The organism is Lysinibacillus sp. fkY74-1 (assembly GCF_053165895.1).
This window is the reverse complement of sequence record NZ_CP170173.1, coordinates 3,033,976-3,051,419: the sequence shown is the minus strand read 5'-3', so window position 1 is coordinate 3,051,419 and position 17,444 is coordinate 3,033,976. Positions and strand designations below refer to the sequence as shown.

At 37.8% G+C, this 17,444-nt stretch carries 15 protein-coding genes; 9 read left to right on the top strand and 6 right to left on the bottom strand.

Features of this window, described 5'->3' with window-relative positions:
- Window positions 1–53: 53 nt before the first annotated feature.
- The gene (locus ACE1MS_RS14955) at window positions 54–758 is read right to left on the bottom strand and encodes a response regulator (protein WP_012295223.1); all 705 of its coding nucleotides are present in this window, start codon (window positions 756–758) and stop codon (window positions 54–56) included.
- Between the two features lie 8 nt (window positions 759–766).
- Window positions 767–3,454 carry a DUF4118 domain-containing protein gene (locus tag ACE1MS_RS14950; protein ID WP_447402453.1) on the bottom strand — a complete coding sequence of 896 codons (2,688 nt, stop codon included), beginning with the start codon at window positions 3,452–3,454 and terminating at the stop codon, window positions 767–769.
- Window positions 3,455–3,821: 367 nt separating this feature from the next.
- On the opposite strand from ACE1MS_RS14950, the gene kdpA reads away from it, so the two are divergent.
- The 3 genes from kdpA to kdpC are packed head-to-tail and all read left to right on the top strand — an operon-like array spanning window position 3,822 to window position 8,252.
- On the top strand, window positions 3,822–5,516 hold the full coding sequence (gene kdpA, locus ACE1MS_RS14945; protein WP_031417013.1) for a potassium-transporting ATPase subunit KdpA: 1,695 nt from the start codon (window positions 3,822–3,824) through the stop codon (window positions 5,514–5,516).
- A gap of 15 nt (window positions 5,517–5,531) precedes the next feature.
- On the top strand, window positions 5,532–7,595 hold the full coding sequence (kdpB, locus tag ACE1MS_RS14940; RefSeq protein ID WP_036164208.1) for a potassium-transporting ATPase subunit KdpB: 2,064 nt from the start codon (window positions 5,532–5,534) through the stop codon (window positions 7,593–7,595).
- A 12-nt stretch (window positions 7,596–7,607) separates the two neighbouring features.
- On the top strand, window positions 7,608–8,252 hold the full coding sequence (gene kdpC, locus ACE1MS_RS14935; protein ID WP_031417011.1) for a potassium-transporting ATPase subunit KdpC: 645 nt from the start codon (window positions 7,608–7,610) through the stop codon (window positions 8,250–8,252).
- A 49-nt stretch (window positions 8,253–8,301) separates the two neighbouring features.
- Here the strand turns inward: kdpC and ACE1MS_RS14930 are convergent, their stop codons facing one another.
- Window positions 8,302–9,357, bottom strand: coding sequence for a 2,3-butanediol dehydrogenase (locus ACE1MS_RS14930; RefSeq protein ID WP_031417010.1), 1,056 nt, complete (start codon window positions 9,355–9,357; stop codon window positions 8,302–8,304).
- A 293-nt stretch (window positions 9,358–9,650) separates the two neighbouring features.
- On the opposite strand from ACE1MS_RS14930, the gene ACE1MS_RS14925 reads away from it, so the two are divergent.
- Together ACE1MS_RS14925 and ACE1MS_RS14920 are read left to right on the top strand one after the other, a co-directional pair.
- Window positions 9,651–10,952, top strand: a complete 1,302-nt coding sequence (locus ACE1MS_RS14925) for a DEAD/DEAH box helicase (RefSeq protein WP_031417008.1) — start codon at window positions 9,651–9,653, stop codon at window positions 10,950–10,952.
- Between the two features lie 12 nt (window positions 10,953–10,964).
- A complete protein-coding gene (locus tag ACE1MS_RS14920; RefSeq protein ID WP_031417006.1) occupies window positions 10,965–11,858 on the top strand; it encodes a deoxyribonuclease IV in 894 nt (297 codons plus the stop codon).
- A gap of 49 nt (window positions 11,859–11,907) precedes the next feature.
- On the opposite strand, the gene ACE1MS_RS14915 is transcribed toward ACE1MS_RS14920, so the two are convergent.
- Window positions 11,908–12,144 carry a Nif11 family protein gene (locus tag ACE1MS_RS14915; RefSeq protein ID WP_012295215.1) on the bottom strand — a complete coding sequence of 79 codons (237 nt, stop codon included), beginning with the start codon at window positions 12,142–12,144 and terminating at the stop codon, window positions 11,908–11,910.
- A 164-nt stretch (window positions 12,145–12,308) separates the two neighbouring features.
- Between ACE1MS_RS14915 and ACE1MS_RS14910 the strand changes: the two genes are divergently transcribed.
- Genes ACE1MS_RS14910 through ACE1MS_RS14900 form a run of 3 tightly spaced genes read left to right on the top strand, consistent with a single transcriptional unit; the run spans window position 12,309 to window position 14,358 of the window.
- The gene (locus ACE1MS_RS14910) at window positions 12,309–13,055 is read left to right on the top strand and encodes a metal ABC transporter ATP-binding protein (RefSeq protein ID WP_447402452.1); all 747 of its coding nucleotides are present in this window, start codon (window positions 12,309–12,311) and stop codon (window positions 13,053–13,055) included.
- A 14-nt stretch (window positions 13,056–13,069) separates the two neighbouring features.
- A complete protein-coding gene (locus ACE1MS_RS14905; RefSeq protein ID WP_031417001.1) occupies window positions 13,070–13,933 on the top strand; it encodes a metal ABC transporter permease in 864 nt (287 codons plus the stop codon).
- Window positions 13,930–14,358: a Fur family transcriptional regulator gene (locus ACE1MS_RS14900; RefSeq protein ID WP_012295212.1), complete on the top strand. Its 429-nt coding sequence runs from the start codon at window positions 13,930–13,932 to the stop codon at window positions 14,356–14,358. Before ACE1MS_RS14905 ends, ACE1MS_RS14900 begins: the two co-directional genes overlap by 4 nt.
- A gap of 70 nt (window positions 14,359–14,428) precedes the next feature.
- On the opposite strand, the gene ACE1MS_RS14895 is transcribed toward ACE1MS_RS14900, so the two are convergent.
- Window positions 14,429–14,788, bottom strand: coding sequence for a hypothetical protein (locus ACE1MS_RS14895; RefSeq protein WP_031417000.1), 360 nt, complete (start codon window positions 14,786–14,788; stop codon window positions 14,429–14,431).
- 268 nt (window positions 14,789–15,056) lie between these two features.
- Complete coding sequence (gene serC / locus ACE1MS_RS14890) at window positions 15,057–16,145, bottom strand: 3-phosphoserine/phosphohydroxythreonine transaminase (protein ID WP_012295210.1); 1,089 nt, start codon at window positions 16,143–16,145, stop codon at window positions 15,057–15,059.
- A 513-nt stretch (window positions 16,146–16,658) separates the two neighbouring features.
- Between serC and ACE1MS_RS14885 the strand changes: the two genes are divergently transcribed.
- A complete protein-coding gene (locus ACE1MS_RS14885; RefSeq protein ID WP_012295209.1) occupies window positions 16,659–17,195 on the top strand; it encodes a hydrolase in 537 nt (178 codons plus the stop codon).
- The last annotated feature ends 249 nt before the right edge of the window (window positions 17,196–17,444 follow it).

The window sequence follows — 17,444 nt, the reverse complement described above, 5'->3', positions numbered from 1 at the left end:
CATCCATGAAAGAGCAGAAGGGCGAATAAGCCTTCTGCTACAATTCTCCTATCTTATTCATCTTCATGATAGCGAAGCATTCGATAGCCGACTCGCACATGTGTCTGTATTAGTTTAGGCTGTGCTGGGTCATCTTCTATCTTTTTTCGAAGTGTCGCCATAAACACTCGTAAACTTGGAATATCTGATTGCAGAGCGTTGTGCCAGATTTCCTTTAAAATAAAATTATGGGTTAAAACTTTCCCAACATGCTTGGATAAAACAACTAAAAGTTTATATTCAATAGGTGTGACATGTATTTCCTTTCCATTCACTAATACCGTTTGATCTACGTAATTAATTTGAAGATAGCCATTGGTAAAAGTTGCATTTTCCTGTTCAGGTGGATATTCATACGCTGCTCTTCTTAAGGCAACACGAATTCTTGCTAATAATTCTTCCACACTGAATGGCTTTGTGACATAATCATCTGCACCTGCGTCCAGAGCGTTAATTTTGTCATATTCTTCTCCGCGCGCACTGACGACAATAATGGGCGTTTGCGTCCAACTTCTAATTTTTGTAATAAGCTCTACACCATCTATGTCCGGTAGTCCTAAATCTAAAATATAAACATCTGGTTTCATGGTAATAGCCTTTTGAAGTGCGCTGTTCCCATCTTGGGCAATGTCGAATTCATAATGCTGGGTAGCTAATGTCATTTTAATTAAATTGGCAATGGCCACATCATCTTCTACTACAAGAATTCGTTTATTCATCAAATTTCTTACTCCTTTTTCAGTGAAAAGTTAAAAATGGTTCCTTGAGGTTTATTATCAGAAACAGTTATCTGACTACCATGTAATTTTAAAATGGTTTGACACAGTGCTAAGCCTAAACCGAGCCCTCGTCTACTATCACTGCGTTGTACCTTGCCAGTTGTAAACGGCTCAAACAAGCTACTTTTTAAGGAATCATCAATTCCTGGTCCATTATCTGAAATACTGAAGTTTACTAAACCATCACATTCCTTCACCAAAATAGTTATATCACTGCCTGGAGGGGTGTAAGTCAATGCATTATCGATGATATTGATGAAAACCTGTATCATCAATCTAGCATCCATTAGGCTTAGCAAAAATTCTGGTTCTATTTGATAAGATATTTTATGTGAACTGTTTTGGTGAACAACATGGGAAAGAGCCTCCTGAATGATATCTTCTACTAATTCCAACTGCATTTCTAAAGCAAATTGTCCATCCTCTAGCCTAGAAACAGCTAATAAGTTTTCTACCATTTGTACAAGCCATTTCGAATTATTAAAAATATCCTCATACAATTTGTTTTTTTCAATGTCGGGTATTAATGGTGCGTTGTTCAGTAAGATATCCGCATTTCCAGAAATAGCAGTGAGTGGTGTTCGAAGGTCATGGGATATTGCCCGTAAAAGGTTAGCACGCATCTGTTCCATTTCAGCTTCTCGCGCTACTTCTTCATGGAGCTTCTGTAAATACCATTTATCCATCGCGAATGAAAAATCATTAATGATAGCGTGTAAAATATTGCGTTCAAATGCAGGTAATGGTAGTAGTTTAGACAGTGCAATACCAATCACCCCCCTAACATTTCCATTAGAAATAACGGGTATATAGTAAGCATGTACTTCAGGAAATATATCCGTAGATACACCCGCTACATGCTTATTATTCGTCACCCAGTTCACAACGCCATGCTCGTTTGGGTTATTGAAAAGCGTAGCTATTTTTTGATTTTCAATCGTAGATATTTTGTCGTTACGAAAAAAAGTAGATTTCCCAATTACCCGATTGTCTATTTCAAAAAATTGCACAGGTTTTTCTACTAATTTGACAATTTGAGACATACCTTCCGTAATAATTTCCTCAATTGACTTCGCATGTTGGAGTCTACGATTTGTTTCAAGGAGTACTTCCATTCGATAAGATTTCCGTATAGCTATAATCGTTTGCTCCTTGATCTTCTTCGTTAAACTACTTGTAATTACTCCAGAAAGAAACATGATAAAAAAAGTCATAGGATAGTCACGATGATACGCATCAAATGAAAACCGTGGTTCAGTAAAAAAATAATTAAAAAGTAAGACAGCAACGATGGAACTAATGATGCTCATGAGCCAACCTGATGACCATATAGCAAGAATGAGAACACCTAGAATATAAATGGTTATAATATTTGGCTCACTAATCCCAATTGAATATAAATATAAGCCGACTATGGATATTACGGTAAATACAATAAACATTTTAAAAAGATCCAGCCATTCAAATGCCAGTTTATTTTTTATACGAGGAAAGTAAAATTGTTCATTTTCTTGATCAGGTACTATGTGTATAGATAAGTTGGGCACATATTCATTCAGACGGTCACTAATTTTCGCGTTAGGCTGCCACCATTTTTTTCTCATACTTGATCGACCGATGACAAGTTTAGTAACACCACTAATTTGAGCATAGTTGGCAAGGGCTGCAGCTATGTCATCCTCTTGAACAATGACAACATGACCGCCAAGCTGTTCTACTAGCTTGATATACTGTTGTAGGCGTTCAGAATCAGCATGATTTCTTTCATGCGCCTGCGTGTTTTGAACATAAAGAGCGGTAAATTTGCCATGTAATGCTTGAGCAAGTCTTGCAGTAGTCCGAATCACTTTTGCATTTGTAGGAGAACTACTTATACCTACAAGTAAGTGTTCTTCGATTTGTACATAGTTTCTGACAGATTCATTACTGTTTAATTGTTGATAGTTGATGGTATCGGCTGTTCGCCGTAATGCGATTTCCCGTAGCGATACTAAATTTTGCTTACGGAAAAATGAATCTAAAGCTTTCTCTGCCTGTTGTTTGACATATACCTTCCCATCTTGCAGACGTTGAATTAATTCGTCTGGTTCAATGTCGACAACCTTTATTTGCGCGGCTTGATCGATTAAATAATCAGGAATACGCTCCCGCACTTTAATCTCAGTGATTTCTTCCACTAAATCATGAAGACTTTCAATATGTTGAATATTTACAGTTGTAAAAACATGAATTCCTTTAGCAAGTAGTTCTTCAACATCTCCAAAACGCTTCTTGTGTCGCATTGATGGAACATTAGTATGGGCCAATTCATCAATCAGGACAATTTCTGGTTTGCGCTGCAATACCGCATCTATATCTAATTCCTGAAAAATTTTCCCCTTATAGGTTATTTTCTTTGTAGGGATTTGCTCAAGTCCTTCTAGTAATGCTAACGTTTCTGGACGAGGGTGCGGTTCCACATAGCCAACCACTACATCTTTACCGAGTTTTTTCGCCTGATGTGCCGCATCCAACATAGCGTAAGTTTTACCTACCCCAGCAGCATAGCCGAGAAAGATTTTTAATTTCCCTATAGAATGTTCCTCCTGTTGAAGCCTCGCAAGAAACATCTCTGGAGTTGGACGTGTATTTTCCATCCTCTTTCACCTCATTTGTATTATAGCCTTAACTTTCATAAAGAAAGTGTAAAGATTTTACTTCTTTATCCTTTCTTAATAGAAAAGAAGATTTCCTAACACTACATTAATTTGAAAGTCAGTATGATGAGAGCATCCTTAAGGAGAAGGGGTGTTACGATTGATGGATTTTTTTATGATGGGCTTATTGATTATAAGCTTCGCTTGCGTTTTAGCGTTAACAGTATGGTGCTACAAACTAGTAGAAGAGTCATGAGGAGGATAGCAAATGTGGATTTTTATGGGAGTTGTACTCGTATTTCTGTTTGGTTATTTAGGGCATGCATTACTTTATCCAGAAGATTATTAAAGGCAGGGGGGACACAATATGTGGCAAATAGCCATCGTATTCATAATTTATTTACCGCTCGTTATCTTAACGGGTCATTATTTATATCGGGTAACGTTGCAACAAAAAACATGGCTCGATCCTCTATTAGATAAAGTCGATGCAGCAATTTATAAAGTTTGCGGCATTAAACGCGTTAATATGACGGGCAAAGAATATGTACTTTCATTAATTATTTCAAATGCCATGATGGTGTTTGTAGGGTATATCATTCTACGCATTCAAGCATTACTAGTTTTAAATCCAAATAACATTAACAACATGGAAGCTACCCTTTCATTTAACACGATTATTTCCTTTATAACGAATACAAATCTTCAACATTATAGTGGTGAATCTGGACTCAGTTATTTATCACAGATGCTAGTCATTACTTTTATGATGTTTACATCAGCAGCTACTGGTTATGCAGCTTGTATGGCTTTCTGTCGTAGATTGGTTGCTAAAACAGATACGATAGGTAATTTTTTTGTCGATTTTGTTCGTGTTATTACTCGCATTTTAATGCCTTTTTCCATTGTTGTGGCTCTTATTTTAGTATCACAAGGATCACCACAAACCATTGAGGGCAATCAAACAGTACAAACAATAGAGGGCAAGTTACAAGATATTGCACTTGGACCTATTGCTTCTCTTGAATCTATTAAGCATATAGGGACAAATGGTGGCGGTTTTAATGGAGCAAATTCAACCACACCTTTTGAAAATCCAACTGTTCTATCAAATATAGTAGAGATATTATCTATGATGTTATTACCAGGGGCATGTGTCGTTGCTTTTAGTCTGATGGTCGCCTACAGAAAAAAGAAAACTATTTTTGGAAAACAGGGGCTAGCTATTTTTACTGCGATGAGTATATTGTTCCTCGTGGGATTAGTGACTGTGTACATAGCAGAGAAGGCAGGTAATCCATTCATTAGTGAACTCGGCATTACGCAGGAGCTTGGGAGTATGGAAGGCAAAGAAATGCGCTTTGGAGTAGCGCAATCAGCATTATTTACGACCGTTACGACCGCATTTACTACAGGGTCAATTAACAACATGCATGATACATTAACGCCACTTGGTGGTCTAGTGCCTATGTTTAATATGATGCTCAATGTTGTGTTCGGTGGTAAAGGAGTTGGCCTGATGAACATGATGATGTATGTTTTACTTACCATTTTCATTGCCTGTTTAATGATTGGTCGATCTCCACAGTTTTTAGGTAAAAAAATTGAAGAAAAAGAAATGAAGTTAATTGCTCTTTGTATTCTAATTCATCCTGCTATTATCTTGCTATTTTCAGCACTTGCGGTTGCGACACCATCTGGAATAGCTGGAATAACGAATCCAGGGGCACATGGATTATCACAAGTACTATATGAATTCGCCTCCGCCTCTGCCAACAACGGCTCTGGCTTCGAAGGGTTAGCGGATAATTCAACATTTTGGAATGTAACTACAGGGCTGGCTATGTTCTTTGGTCGTTATTTAACCATCATTATTCAATTAGCTATAGCCTCTTTACTTGCTAATAAAGTAAGGCATAGTGATTCAGTAGGAACATTAAAAACGGATACGACTACCTTTACTTTTTTACTAGTTGCTATTGTTTTGATGATTGGTGCGCTGACCTTTTTACCAGCTTTAGCACTTGGTCCAATTACCGAGCATTTACAACTTTATTCTTAATGAGGAGAGACACATATGGAAACAGTAAGAAAAAGTTTTATGACTGGCATCATACTAAAAAGAGCATTAATAGAAGCTTTTAAAAAATTTAGCCCCCTATATATGCTGAAAAATCCTGTTATGTTTGTCGTAGAGGTAGGGTTTTTGTTTGTGTTACTGTTAGTTCTTTTTCCAAATTTGTTTGGTGATGAGGGGGGAGAACATGCACGATTATATAATGGGATTGTAGCTATTATCCTTTTTGTTACGATTCTATTTGCAAATTTAGCAGAGTCGATTGCAGAAGGGAGAGGGAAAGCACAGGTTCAAACATTAAAAAAAACAAAGACAGTGACACAGGCACGTGTTTTGCTTCATGATGGTTCTGAAATTTTTAAATTGGCCCATGAATTAAAAAAAGGAGATATTGTATTAGTTCAAGCTGGAGAGATCATTCCTAATGATGGTGAAGTCATTGATGGAATTGCTACTGTAGATGAATCCGCAATTACTGGTGAATCAGCTCCTGTAGTGAAAGAACGGGGAGGAGATTTCTCGTCAGTGACGGGGGGGACGACGGTAACAAGTGATTGGCTGATGATTGAAATCACTTCTATGCCTGGTGAATCATTTTTAGATAAAATGATAACGCTTATTGAAGGAGCCAGTCGAAAGAAAACGCCAAATGAAATAGCACTCAATACACTTCTAGTAAGTTTAACAATTATCTTCCTTTTGGTTGTGGTGTCACTATATCCTATGACAACTTATTTAAATGTACCGATTTCTATCGCTACGCTAATTGCCCTGACCGTTTGTTTAATACCGACAACGATTGGTGGATTATTGTCGGCGATTGGTATTGCAGGAATGGACCGCGTAACACAATTTAATGTTATAGCGATGTCTGGCAGAGCGGTAGAGGCATGTGGAGATGTGGATACGTTAATCTTAGATAAAACAGGAACGATCACTTATGGAAATCGTATGGCGGCTGAGTTTCTACCCGTTAAAGGAGTGGAAAGTCAGGATTTAATTCAAGCTGCATGGCTTAGTTCACTAACAGACGATACACCAGAGGGGAAATCTATTTTATCACTGGCCTGCGAATTAGGGGTCAATTCAGACGGTGAAGAAATGATTATTAAGTCAAGTAAGCATGTTCCATTTACGGCACAGACACGCATGAGTGGTTTAGATAAAGTCGATGGCACAAAAGTTCGAAAAGGAGCCTCTGATACGATCAAAAAAGAAAGTATGAAAGCTGGGCATAGCATCCCTAGCAATTTAGATCAATTGGTTCAACAAGTCTCTTCTGTAGGGGGGACACCACTGTTAGTAGCGTTAAATGATAAAATTCTAGGCGTAATTTACTTAAAGGATGTCGTCAAGGCTGGACTGAAGGAGCGATTTGACCAGCTTCGTGCAATGGGGATTAAAACGGTTATGTGTACGGGAGATAATCCACTTACTGCTGCAGCTATTGCAAAGGAAGCAGGAGTAGATAGCTTTATTGCAGAAAGTAAGCCTGAGGATAAAATTCAAGTGATTAAAGATGAGCAGGCACAGGGTAAGGTTGTAGCTATGACTGGTGATGGGACGAATGATGCGCCTGCACTGGCACAGGCGAATGTAGGGCTTGCTATGAATTCAGGAACAAATGCAGCAAAGGAAGCTGCGAATATGGTAGATTTAGATTCAAATCCAACTAAAATTATTGAAGTTGTAGAAATTGGCAAGCAATTGCTAATGACTCGCGGTGCCTTAACCACATTTAGTATTGCAAATGATATCGCAAAATATTTTGCCATTATTCCAGCTATGCTAATGGTCGCTGTGCCTGAGATGAAGGCACTAAATATTATGAATCTCAATTCACCTACAAGTGCCATTATTTCTGCCTTGATTTTTAATGCAATCATTATTCCATTGCTTATTCCAATTGCCATGAGAGGGGTAAAGTATAAGCCAATGAGTGCTGCAAAATTATTAAATAAAAATTTACTTGTGTATGGTATGGGTGGAATAATAGCCCCCTTTATTGGCATTAAGATCATTGATCTACTAGTAGGACCACTATTTCGTATAGTTGGATTATAGGGAGGAAGCTGTATGCGAAAAATTATTGAGAACTCCAAGCAGGCATTATTTGTGACAATAACCATGTTCATTATATGTGGTTTAATATATCCGTTTGCCGTGACAGCCTTAGCTCAAGGGGTGTTTCCTCACAAAGCAAATGGCAGTTTAATAGAAATGGACGATCAAGCGGTTGGTTCTGTATTAATTGGTCAAAGCTTTACCGCTCCAGAATATTTCTGGGGGCGTGTCTCATCCGTTAACTATAATGTTTATACGACAGAGGATACGCTACCAGATGACAATGATCAGGTGAACTATAGTGGTGTAAGCTCAGGTACATTTAACTATGCACCAACCAATCCAGAATTGAAGAAACGAATAGAGGGGGATATCGAGAGGTTTTTACTTGCAAATCCAACCGTACAACGGCAAGATATACCATCGGATCTAATGACTGCCTCAGGTTCAGGGTTGGACCCCCATATTAGTGTGAAGGCAGCACAAATACAGGTGGATCGAATTGCCCAAGCAAGTGGGCTTTCTAAGGAAGACATTAATAAAATTATAGAGGCAAATATAGAAAAACGTACATTTGGAGTATTGGGAGAACATAAGGTGAACTTCCTTATGGCGAATATAGATATTATGAAAAAAATGGAGAGTACTAAGGATTAAAAAAATGAAAGACAGGTAGAGAAAGCTTCTCTACCTGTCTTTCTATATATTAAGCTTGTGAATTAACAAGGATTTTAATATGGTTTCGCTCTTTCATTAATGCCTCAAAGCCCTCTGTTACGACCTCTTCAAGAGCTATACGTTTTGTTACAAGTTTATCAGCAGGGAAGTAACCTTGCTTCATTAATTCCATCACTGCTGGAAAAATATCGCGATAAGCAATAATACCTTTAACAGAACGCTCAGTTAGTACGATATTGTTTGGCAGAATAGATGCGTCAGTTTCCCAAATAGAAACAATAATGGTTTCACCTTCAAAAGTTGTGGAATCTATAGCTTGCTGTAATACTACTGGAACACCTGTTACTTCAAATGCTACATCAACGCCACCATTTGTTAATTCATGTAGACGAGCTACCGCGTCCTCCTCTTTAGGATTAATCACTGCTGTAGCACCTAGTTCTAATGCTTTAGCGGCACGCTCTGCTGAAAGCTCTACGGCATATATCTCTGACGCGCCTGCAGCACGTAACGCTTCAATGACAAGAAGCCCGATTGGACCTGTTCCAAAGACAGCTGCTTTATCGCCTGCTTTTAATTTACTTTGGCGTACTGCGTGTAGGGCTACCGCTGCAGGTTCGACCAATGCGCCTTGCTCGTAGGAAAGTCCTTCGGGCATTTTGTGAACCAATTTTTCGTCTACCATTGTAAATTCAGAGAATCCACCACCACCGCCTGAAAGACCGTGGAAGCCTAAATGCTTACAAATATTATATTTACCTTTTTTACAGGCAGCACATTCGCCACAGGAAAGAATGGGTTCAACTACGACAGGATCTCCCACTTTTACGGATGTTACACCATCACCAATTTCAACTACTTCGCCTGAGAATTCATGTCCCATTACAATTGGCGCGATATCTTTACTTACATAGTGAGGTTGCTCCACAGGAATAAAGATTGGACCAGCTGCGTATTCATGTAAATCACTACCACAAATTCCTGTCCAATGTACTTTAATTTTTACTTTTCCAGGTGCAATGACTGGTTCATCAATATTTTCTACACGGATGTCTTTTGCTTTATACCATCTTGCTGCTTTCATCATCTATCAACCTCCTATAATATCTTACAGCTCTATCATAACATGTGGGAATAATGCTAATCATTAGCTCCCTATAAATTGACATAAAATTTACATATACCCAGCTTTTTCGAGTATTGATACAGCGCTTTTTTGATTGCATATTCTCCGTATTTCAAGTACCTTTGATAAGGGCTTTGTTACGGTGATCATAAAACGATAAAATTATGTTTATGCTTGTAAGAATAGGATGTAAATATACCTTAAAGTTCGAATCATGGTACAATGAAAAAAGATGTTAGGAGGAACGAATGATGTCAAAATATACTGATTATAATTTTCAGCCATTTTTGCAGGACGCCATTGCAGAACTTGGCTTTACAGAACCGACACCAATTCAAAAAGAAATTATTCCATTAATATTAAAAGGGAAGAGTGCCATTGGACAGGCACATACAGGAACAGGGAAAACACATAGTTTTTTAATTCCGATTGTTCAACGTATTGATGTAGAGAAACAGGAAGTACAGGCCGTTATTACTTCTCCTACACGTGAGCTGGCACAGCAAATTTATGATGCATTGAATCAATTAATAGAAGGAACAGCTATACAGGCAAAACTTTTTATTGGGGGTACGGACAAACAACGCTCTATTGATAAGTTAAAAACGCAACCTCAAATTGTTGTTGGAACACCTGGACGTATTCGTGACCTTGTTTCAGCACAAGCGTTATTTGTGCATACGGCACCAATTCTAGTTGTTGATGAAGCAGATTTAGCTTTCGATATGGGCTTTATTGAGGAAATTGATGGATTTGCATCTCAAATGCCAGAGAAACTTGAAATGTTCGTATTTTCAGCAACAATCCCAGAAAAGCTACAGCCTTTCTTAAAAAAATATATGGACGCACCTGTCCATGTACACATGAACGATAAACGACCTGTGGCAGAGGGCATTGATTTTATGCTTGTACCTGTTCGTTCTAAATCACGTAATAAACGTTTATTAGAAGTCATTGAAGGCATCAATCCATTTTTGGCTGTTATTTTTACAAATACACGTAAATCGGCTGAGCATGTTGCTGGTTATTTAAATGAGCATGGTATCCGTTGTGGACAAATCCATGGTGATTTAAGCCCACGTGATCGTAAGAAAATGATGAAGCAAATTCGTGATCTCGAATATCAATATATTGTTGCAACAGATTTGGCGGCACGTGGAATTGATATTCAAGGAATTTCTCATGTCATTAACTATGAAATCCCTGAGGATTTAGAATTCTTTATTCACCGTGTAGGACGTACTGCTCGTGCAGGTAATAAAGGAACAGCCATTACATTATTTGAGCCATCTGAAGAGGATGCAGTAGTACGTGTGGAAAAAATGGGTATTCCATTTGTGCAAATGGACGTTAAAAACGGAGAATGGTCTGAGTTAAAAGAGCGTCATGCCCGTAAAAATCGTGTTAAACAAGAGAATGAAATAGATGTGAAAGCGAAGGCGTTGGTGCGTAAACCTAAAAAGGTGAAACCAGGCTATAAGCGTAATATGAAATGGGAAATGGAAAAAATTAAAAAACGCGAACGCCGCTTAAAAGCGAGAGGTAAAAAATAAGGGGGCTTTTACATGCTACTTGGCTCACATGTTTCGATGAGTGGGAAAGAAATGTTACTTGGCTCTAGTAAAGAGGCATTATCGTACGGAGCTAATACATTTATGATCTATACAGGAGCGCCACAAAACACACGTCGGAAAGCGATTGCCGATCTGAACATTATGAATGGTCTCCTTCATATGAAAGAGCATGGCATGACTAATATTGTTGTTCATGCTCCTTATATCATCAATATTGGCAATACGGAAAAACCAGAAACTTTTCGACTCGGTGTAGATTTTTTACAGTCGGAAATTGAACGTACAGCAGCATTAGAGGCAACACAAATTGTCTTGCATCCTGGTGCACATGTGGGTGCTGGGGCAGATGCAGGGATTGCCAAAATTATTGAAGGCTTAAATGAAGTATTGTCGCAAGATTATCCCGTCCAAATTGCATTAGAAACAATGGCAGGGAAAGGAACAGAATGTGGCCGTTCCTTTGAAGAGTTAGCTAAAATCATAGACGGTGTCACTCATAACGAACGTCTTTCTGTATGCTTTGATACTTGTCATACACACGATGCTGGCTATAACATTGTCGAGGATTTCGATGGTGTTCTCAACGAATTTGATAAATTAATAGGTGTTGATCGCATCAAAGTTCTGCACATTAATGATTCAAAAAATGTGCGAGGCGCTGCTAAAGACCGTCACGAAAATATCGGCTTTGGTCACATTGGTTTTGATGCCTTGAACTATGTTGTGCACCATCCACAATTAATGGCGATTCCTAAAATTTTAGAAACACCATTCGTTCCACTTGCTAGTGATGCCAAATCAAAATCAGCTCCATACAAAGCTGAAATTGATATGCTGCGCAGCAGTACATTTAAGCCTGAGCTTATCGAGGCTTTAAAAGGCTAACAAAGAAGCCCAACATCCAGCCACAGTGCTGATGTTGGGCCTTATTACGTTATTTTGTAAAAAGTGCGATTAGCTGACGAGAGCGCTTTCTTCCTAAAACAGCCTCCACTTCAACTAAAATATCTTTAGGAATGCCTAAAAAAAGCCAGGAAAATGAGAATTGCTCCAAATAAGGCCGAAGTTTTTTTACTTCAGAAGTTGTAATGTCAAAGCCCTCTTCACGAGCAATCGCGACAATTTCCTTATCCGTGCTTTGTGCCAATTGCTGTAAAAATTGAATACTCAAAGTCAATCCTCCTTTATGATATGGTTAATCAAATGCTTTAAACGGTCGCCATTTCCTCATTCAAAAAGAATAGACATCTTCTTTTCTTTACAAAAACTGCACTTTCCTATATACTTACAACTTGTAAATCGTAATGATTTTGAATTAGAAAGAAGCGATCATGCATGAAAACAACATTAATTGACATTGAAAATGTGTCATTTCAATATGACTATACACAAGTTTTAAAAAATATTTCCTTTCGTGTAGAAGAGGGCGATTTTTTAGCGCTACTCGGCCCAAACGGTTCGGGGAAATCAACGTTATTAAAAATCCTTTTAGGTTTATTGAAGCCTCTTTCGGGAGAAATAAAGCTTTTTGGTGAACCAAGTGCAACGTTTAAACATCGAGAATGGATCGGTTATGTTTCACAAAAATCCAATGCCTTTAATTCAGGATTCCCAGCAACCGTGCAAGAGGTCGTGAAAAGTGGATTAACGAAAAAATTAGGGCTATTTAAAAGACCTGGACGAGAAGCTAAAGGAAAAGTTCAAGAAGCGTTAAAGGCAGTTGGTATGGATGCATTTGAACATCGTAATATTGGTGAATTATCAGGTGGACAACAGCAACGAGCGTTTATTGCGAGAGCTTTAGTCAGTGATCCCAAATTACTTATTTTAGATGAACCGACTGTTGGTATTGATCACGAGAACGTGCAGTCATTTTATGATATGCTGGCGAAATTAAATCGGGAACAGGGAATTACAATGATTCTTGTCACACATGATGTCGATACCGTATCTAATCGCATTAGCCATGTGGCTTGTTTAAATCAAACGATTCACTTCCATGGCTACAAAAATGAATTTGATAATATTTCCCAGGGTGCGCTAGATGCTTGGTATGGCCATTCTGTGAGAAAGATTCATTAGAAGGAGAAGGCACAATGATTGAAGCAATTTTACATTATGAATTTTTACAAAACGCCTTTTTCTCTGGATTATTAATTGGCATACTTGCCCCACTATTAGGCGTTTTTATTGTAGTACGAAGGCTATCGCTTATTGCCGATGCTTTGTCACATGTCACACTTGCTGGAATAGCAGGGAGCTTATATATTAGCCAATCTGTGACCGCCTTAGCGTTGCTCAACCCTATTTATCTAGGGATTTTAGCGTCTGTTAGTGGTTCTATTTTAATTGAGCGTCTAAGACGTTTATATAAGCACTATGAGGAGTTAGCTATACCCATCATTATGTCAGGCGGTATAGGTATAAGCGCTATCTTTATATCGCTTGCCAGCGGCTTTAGCACAGATTTAATGAGTTATCTGTTTGGCTCAGTATCAGCTGTATCCCGCCAAGATCTTTGGGTAGTGATTGGAATTGCTGCTGTCGTCATCCTCTTTTTGTTTTTATTTTTTAAAGAATTATTTGTTTTATCCTTTGATGAAGAGTATGCAAAAGCAAGCGGCCTTCCAGCACGATGGGTGCATCTATTGTTTATGATTGTGACTGCCCTTGTCATTGCTGCAAGTATGCGCATTGTAGGTATTTTACTTGTATCATCATTAATGACGTTACCGGTTGCAGCAGCTATGCGATTAGCAAAAGGCTTTAAGCAAACTATCTTTTATGCTATTGTTTTTGGTGAAACGGCTGTATTAATCGGTCTGATTAGTGCGTTTTATTTGGATTTAGCGCCGGGAGGTACAATTGTTGTCACTTCGATTTTGATATTGCTACTTGTGATTCTTGGAAAGAAAGTAGCATTTAAAATGGCTGCGAAGCAAGGGGAGGTAGCACAATGAATGTTTCAAGAGCGTGGGAAATTTTAAAAGAAAATGGTTTTAAAAAAACAGATAAGCGGGAGTTAATATTAGATATGTTTGCAGCAACAGATAAATATCTAACCGCCCGTGATTTATTGGATGTTTTAAAGAAGGATTTTCCGGGAATGAGTTTTGATACCATTTACCGCAACCTTGCTACATTTGTGAAGCTAGGGATTTTAGAGGAAACAGAGCTATCTGGAGAACGTAATTTCCGAATGCACTGTGAATCCGCACATCATCACCATCATTTTATTTGTATGGATTGTGGAAATGTAAAAGAGCTCAATCTTTGTCCGATGGAAATGTTAGGAGAAAAACTACCTGACTATGAAATTGAAAATCATAAGTTTGAAATATATGGGAAATGCCCGGACTGTAAGCAAGAAACTCTGTCACCTTAAAAAATGGACAGAGTTTTTTTATGTAAAAGAGAGGGTTGTTCCTTATAGGAATGTACCCTCTCTAATTTTATTAAGCTACTGCTACTCTACGAATCGCAACAATTTTATTACAGTCTACAATTAAAGGTGAAGCAGCAGCCGCACCTGGCTCAAGGAAGTAAGCACAGCAATTTCTTGGATCGAAAGAAATGAAAGTCACACCTAAGAAGCTAATACCTCCAGATAAGAAGATGTCTAGTGTAGTAGCTAGCTCTAATTTTCTTAATTGCTGACAAATACAGCCTCTACAATTGCTGCTCATTTTCGGTGTACATTTTTCTTCTTTTTGACAAGGGCATTTTTCTTCTTTTCGTGGACAACATTTCTCTTCCTTTTTTGGACATTTACAACCTTGCCAGTTCATCTGTGTTGTATATCGTCTATCCTCCATCGTTCAGACCTCCCTTCCTCTATGTTCGTAAGAGTATCCTTACAGTAATAATCTATGTTTAGTAAATAGATAGAGGCTGGTAATCTGTCCGATAGTCCGCATAAAAATCTATATTTTTCTCTAAAACTTTGGCATTGTGCAAAGTCCTAAAAGTAAATTTTGCTATAAAAATCTAATAATGATATTTGTATGGGGATAGATTATCATTGGAAACAAAAAAAAAGACGAGTCATTACAGAAACGTAACTCATCGTCATTTTTCATAACATTATTGATGTTTTTGTTGGAAATCGACCATAAAGTCTCTTAAAGCTTCACAAGCCTCTAATGGCACAGCATTATAAGTTGACGCACGACAGCCACCTACAGAACGATGGCCATTTAGCCCTACAAAGCCAGCTGCTTTTGCTTCCGCTAGGAATTGTTTTTCAAGCTCCTCATCGGCTACACGGAATGTAATATTCATAAGTGAACGGCTCTCTGGAGTGGCATGGCCTTTATAGAAGCCGTTGCTATTGTCAATCGCATCATAAATAACTTTAGCCTTTAATTCATTGCGCTTCTCAACTGCAGTGACTCCACCATTAGATTCTACCCATTTCAACACTTCGCCTAGCATATAGATACCAAATGTAGGTGGTGTATTATATAAAGAATTACTATCAGCATGTGTTGTATATTTAAGCATTGTTGGAATACTTTTATTTGCTTTTTCAAGAAGATCTTTGCGTATAATAACAACTGTAACACCTGAAGGACCTAGGTTTTTTTGAGCACCTGCATAAATAAGTCCAAATTTCTGAATATCAATTGGTTTAGAAAGAATATCACTAGACATATCGGCAACTAATGGTACATTTCCCGTATCTGGATAATCTCTCCACTGTGTACCGTAAATAGTATTATTAGAAGTGATGTGCACATAGGCATCATCTTCATCGAACTGAATGTCTGCTAGGGCAGGAATATTGCGGTATTGGTTGTCTTTCGTGCTAGCAGCCTCCACAGGTGTACCGAAAAATTTAGCCTCCTTGAATGCCTTCTCAGACCAAGAGCCTGATAATACATAACTTGCTTTTTGGTCAGTAGATAGGAAGTTCATTGGCACCATTGTAAATTGGAGGCTTGCCCCCCCTTGTAAAAATAGCACCTCGTAATTTTCAGGTATTGCATATAGCTTTTTCAATAAGGCGATAGCTTCGTTATGTACTTCATCGAAAATGGCACTACGATGGCTCATTTCCATAATCGACATACCTGAGTCACGGAAGTCTACTAATTGTTGTTGAGCTTTTTCTAATACTTCTTGGGGCAGAGCAGATGGGCCTGCGTTGAAATTGTATGCACGTTGTGTCAAAGTGGGTACACTCCTTGTTTGGTTAATATGTGAAATTTTATCCAGTGGCTATGAACTGCTGAATATACACTGTACTGATCGGGCTTTAATCGTCTAAGAACAATCATTAGCAAATAGGACCATTAAAGCGGGATAACAGAACTTTACTGGATTATAACTTAATTTTCAAGAGAAAAAATAAAATTCTTAATATTTGAGCAGAATAGCGACAGCCTCGCAACAAAATGTACACAATTAACAGACGTTTTTAATTCAAATACGAACAAAAAGTATAATTTCATAGGTAATAAAGTTAGAATTTTCGTAATTAAAATAAATTCAGTCGATTGCGAACGGTTTAATGTTCGGATTTTGTATCTGTAGAAAAAGTCATTCTTGTTGGAGTTATAGAAAAGGATAGACTAGAAAATAAAACGATTATTTATGAAGACGATGCATGAAAATGTATGAAATTAACCCATTACCTAGTAAGTTTTTGTATAATAGATTGAGAATAGTAAAGGGGTGTTCATAATGTTTACAGTAGAAAATGCTTGTTTAGTAGTCGTAGATGTGCAGGGAAAGCTAGCAACGATTGTTGATGAAAGTGAAGCAACGATTGCCAATATTGCTAAGCTGATACAAGCAATGGAAGCACTGAAAGTCCCTGTTTTATGGCTAGAACAAAACCCAAGTCGTTTAGGCGGTACGGCACTCGATATAGCACAACATTTACAAGGACAAGCTATTGCTAAGATGGCTTTTAGTGCATGGGAAGAAGACGAATTTGTGAAAGCAATAAAGGAAAGTGGACGTTCTCAATTTATTGTTACGGGCATTGAAACGCATATTTGCGTATACCAAACAGCTAGACAACTGAAAGAACAAGGATTTGAAGTTGAAGTAGTGGTAGATGCTGTTTCTTCACGAACAAAGGCCAATAAGGAAGTCGGATTAGCTAAAATGAGTGCCCTAGGTATTTATCCAACGAGTATGGAAATGATTTTATATGAACTTTTGCAACGAGCAGACCATGAACATTTTAAAACAATCTTACAGCTTGTGAAGTGATACCAATAAGTTGTACCCATTGGTCTGTATCAAAAATAATAGGAATGACAATTTACAATCTTGCTTTAAAAAGGAAATTAAAAAAATATAGTTTTTATAGAATAATTGTGTAATGCCTGATGGGTCTATAGACCTCGTTTGGGCATTTTTTTTTTAGAGTATATTTAAAGTATGATTCTACTCATATAAAATCTTAGCCATTCTAATTGTAGTATACTACATGATAAAATCTGGTTTCATTATAGAAAA

What these genes read in the sequence shown, in the direction of transcription:
- ACE1MS_RS14900 (WP_012295212.1), top strand. Translation starts at nt 13,930, where the DNA reads ATGAATGTTTCAAGAGCGTGGGAAATTTTAAAAGAAAATGGTTTTAAA.
- kdpC (WP_031417011.1), top strand. Translation starts at nt 7,608, where the DNA reads ATGCGAAAAATTATTGAGAACTCCAAGCAGGCATTATTTGTGACAATA.
- ACE1MS_RS14925 (WP_031417008.1), top strand. Translation starts at nt 9,651, where the DNA reads ATGTCAAAATATACTGATTATAATTTTCAGCCATTTTTGCAGGACGCC.
- kdpB (WP_036164208.1), top strand. Translation starts at nt 5,532, where the DNA reads ATGGAAACAGTAAGAAAAAGTTTTATGACTGGCATCATACTAAAAAGA.
- ACE1MS_RS14950 (WP_447402453.1), bottom strand. Translation starts at nt 3,454, where the DNA reads ATGGAAAATACACGTCCAACTCCAGAGATGTTTCTTGCGAGGCTTCAA.
- ACE1MS_RS14905 (WP_031417001.1), top strand. Translation starts at nt 13,070, where the DNA reads ATGATTGAAGCAATTTTACATTATGAATTTTTACAAAACGCCTTTTTC.
- kdpA (WP_031417013.1), top strand. Translation starts at nt 3,822, where the DNA reads ATGTGGCAAATAGCCATCGTATTCATAATTTATTTACCGCTCGTTATC.
- ACE1MS_RS14895 (WP_031417000.1), bottom strand. Translation starts at nt 14,788, where the DNA reads ATGGAGGATAGACGATATACAACACAGATGAACTGGCAAGGTTGTAAA.
- ACE1MS_RS14910 (WP_447402452.1), top strand. Translation starts at nt 12,309, where the DNA reads ATGAAAACAACATTAATTGACATTGAAAATGTGTCATTTCAATATGAC.
- ACE1MS_RS14885 (WP_012295209.1), top strand. Translation starts at nt 16,659, where the DNA reads ATGTTTACAGTAGAAAATGCTTGTTTAGTAGTCGTAGATGTGCAGGGA.
- ACE1MS_RS14930 (WP_031417010.1), bottom strand. Translation starts at nt 9,357, where the DNA reads ATGAAAGCAGCAAGATGGTATAAAGCAAAAGACATCCGTGTAGAAAAT.
- ACE1MS_RS14955 (WP_012295223.1), bottom strand. Translation starts at nt 758, where the DNA reads ATGAATAAACGAATTCTTGTAGTAGAAGATGATGTGGCCATTGCCAAT.
- ACE1MS_RS14920 (WP_031417006.1), top strand. Translation starts at nt 10,965, where the DNA reads ATGCTACTTGGCTCACATGTTTCGATGAGTGGGAAAGAAATGTTACTT.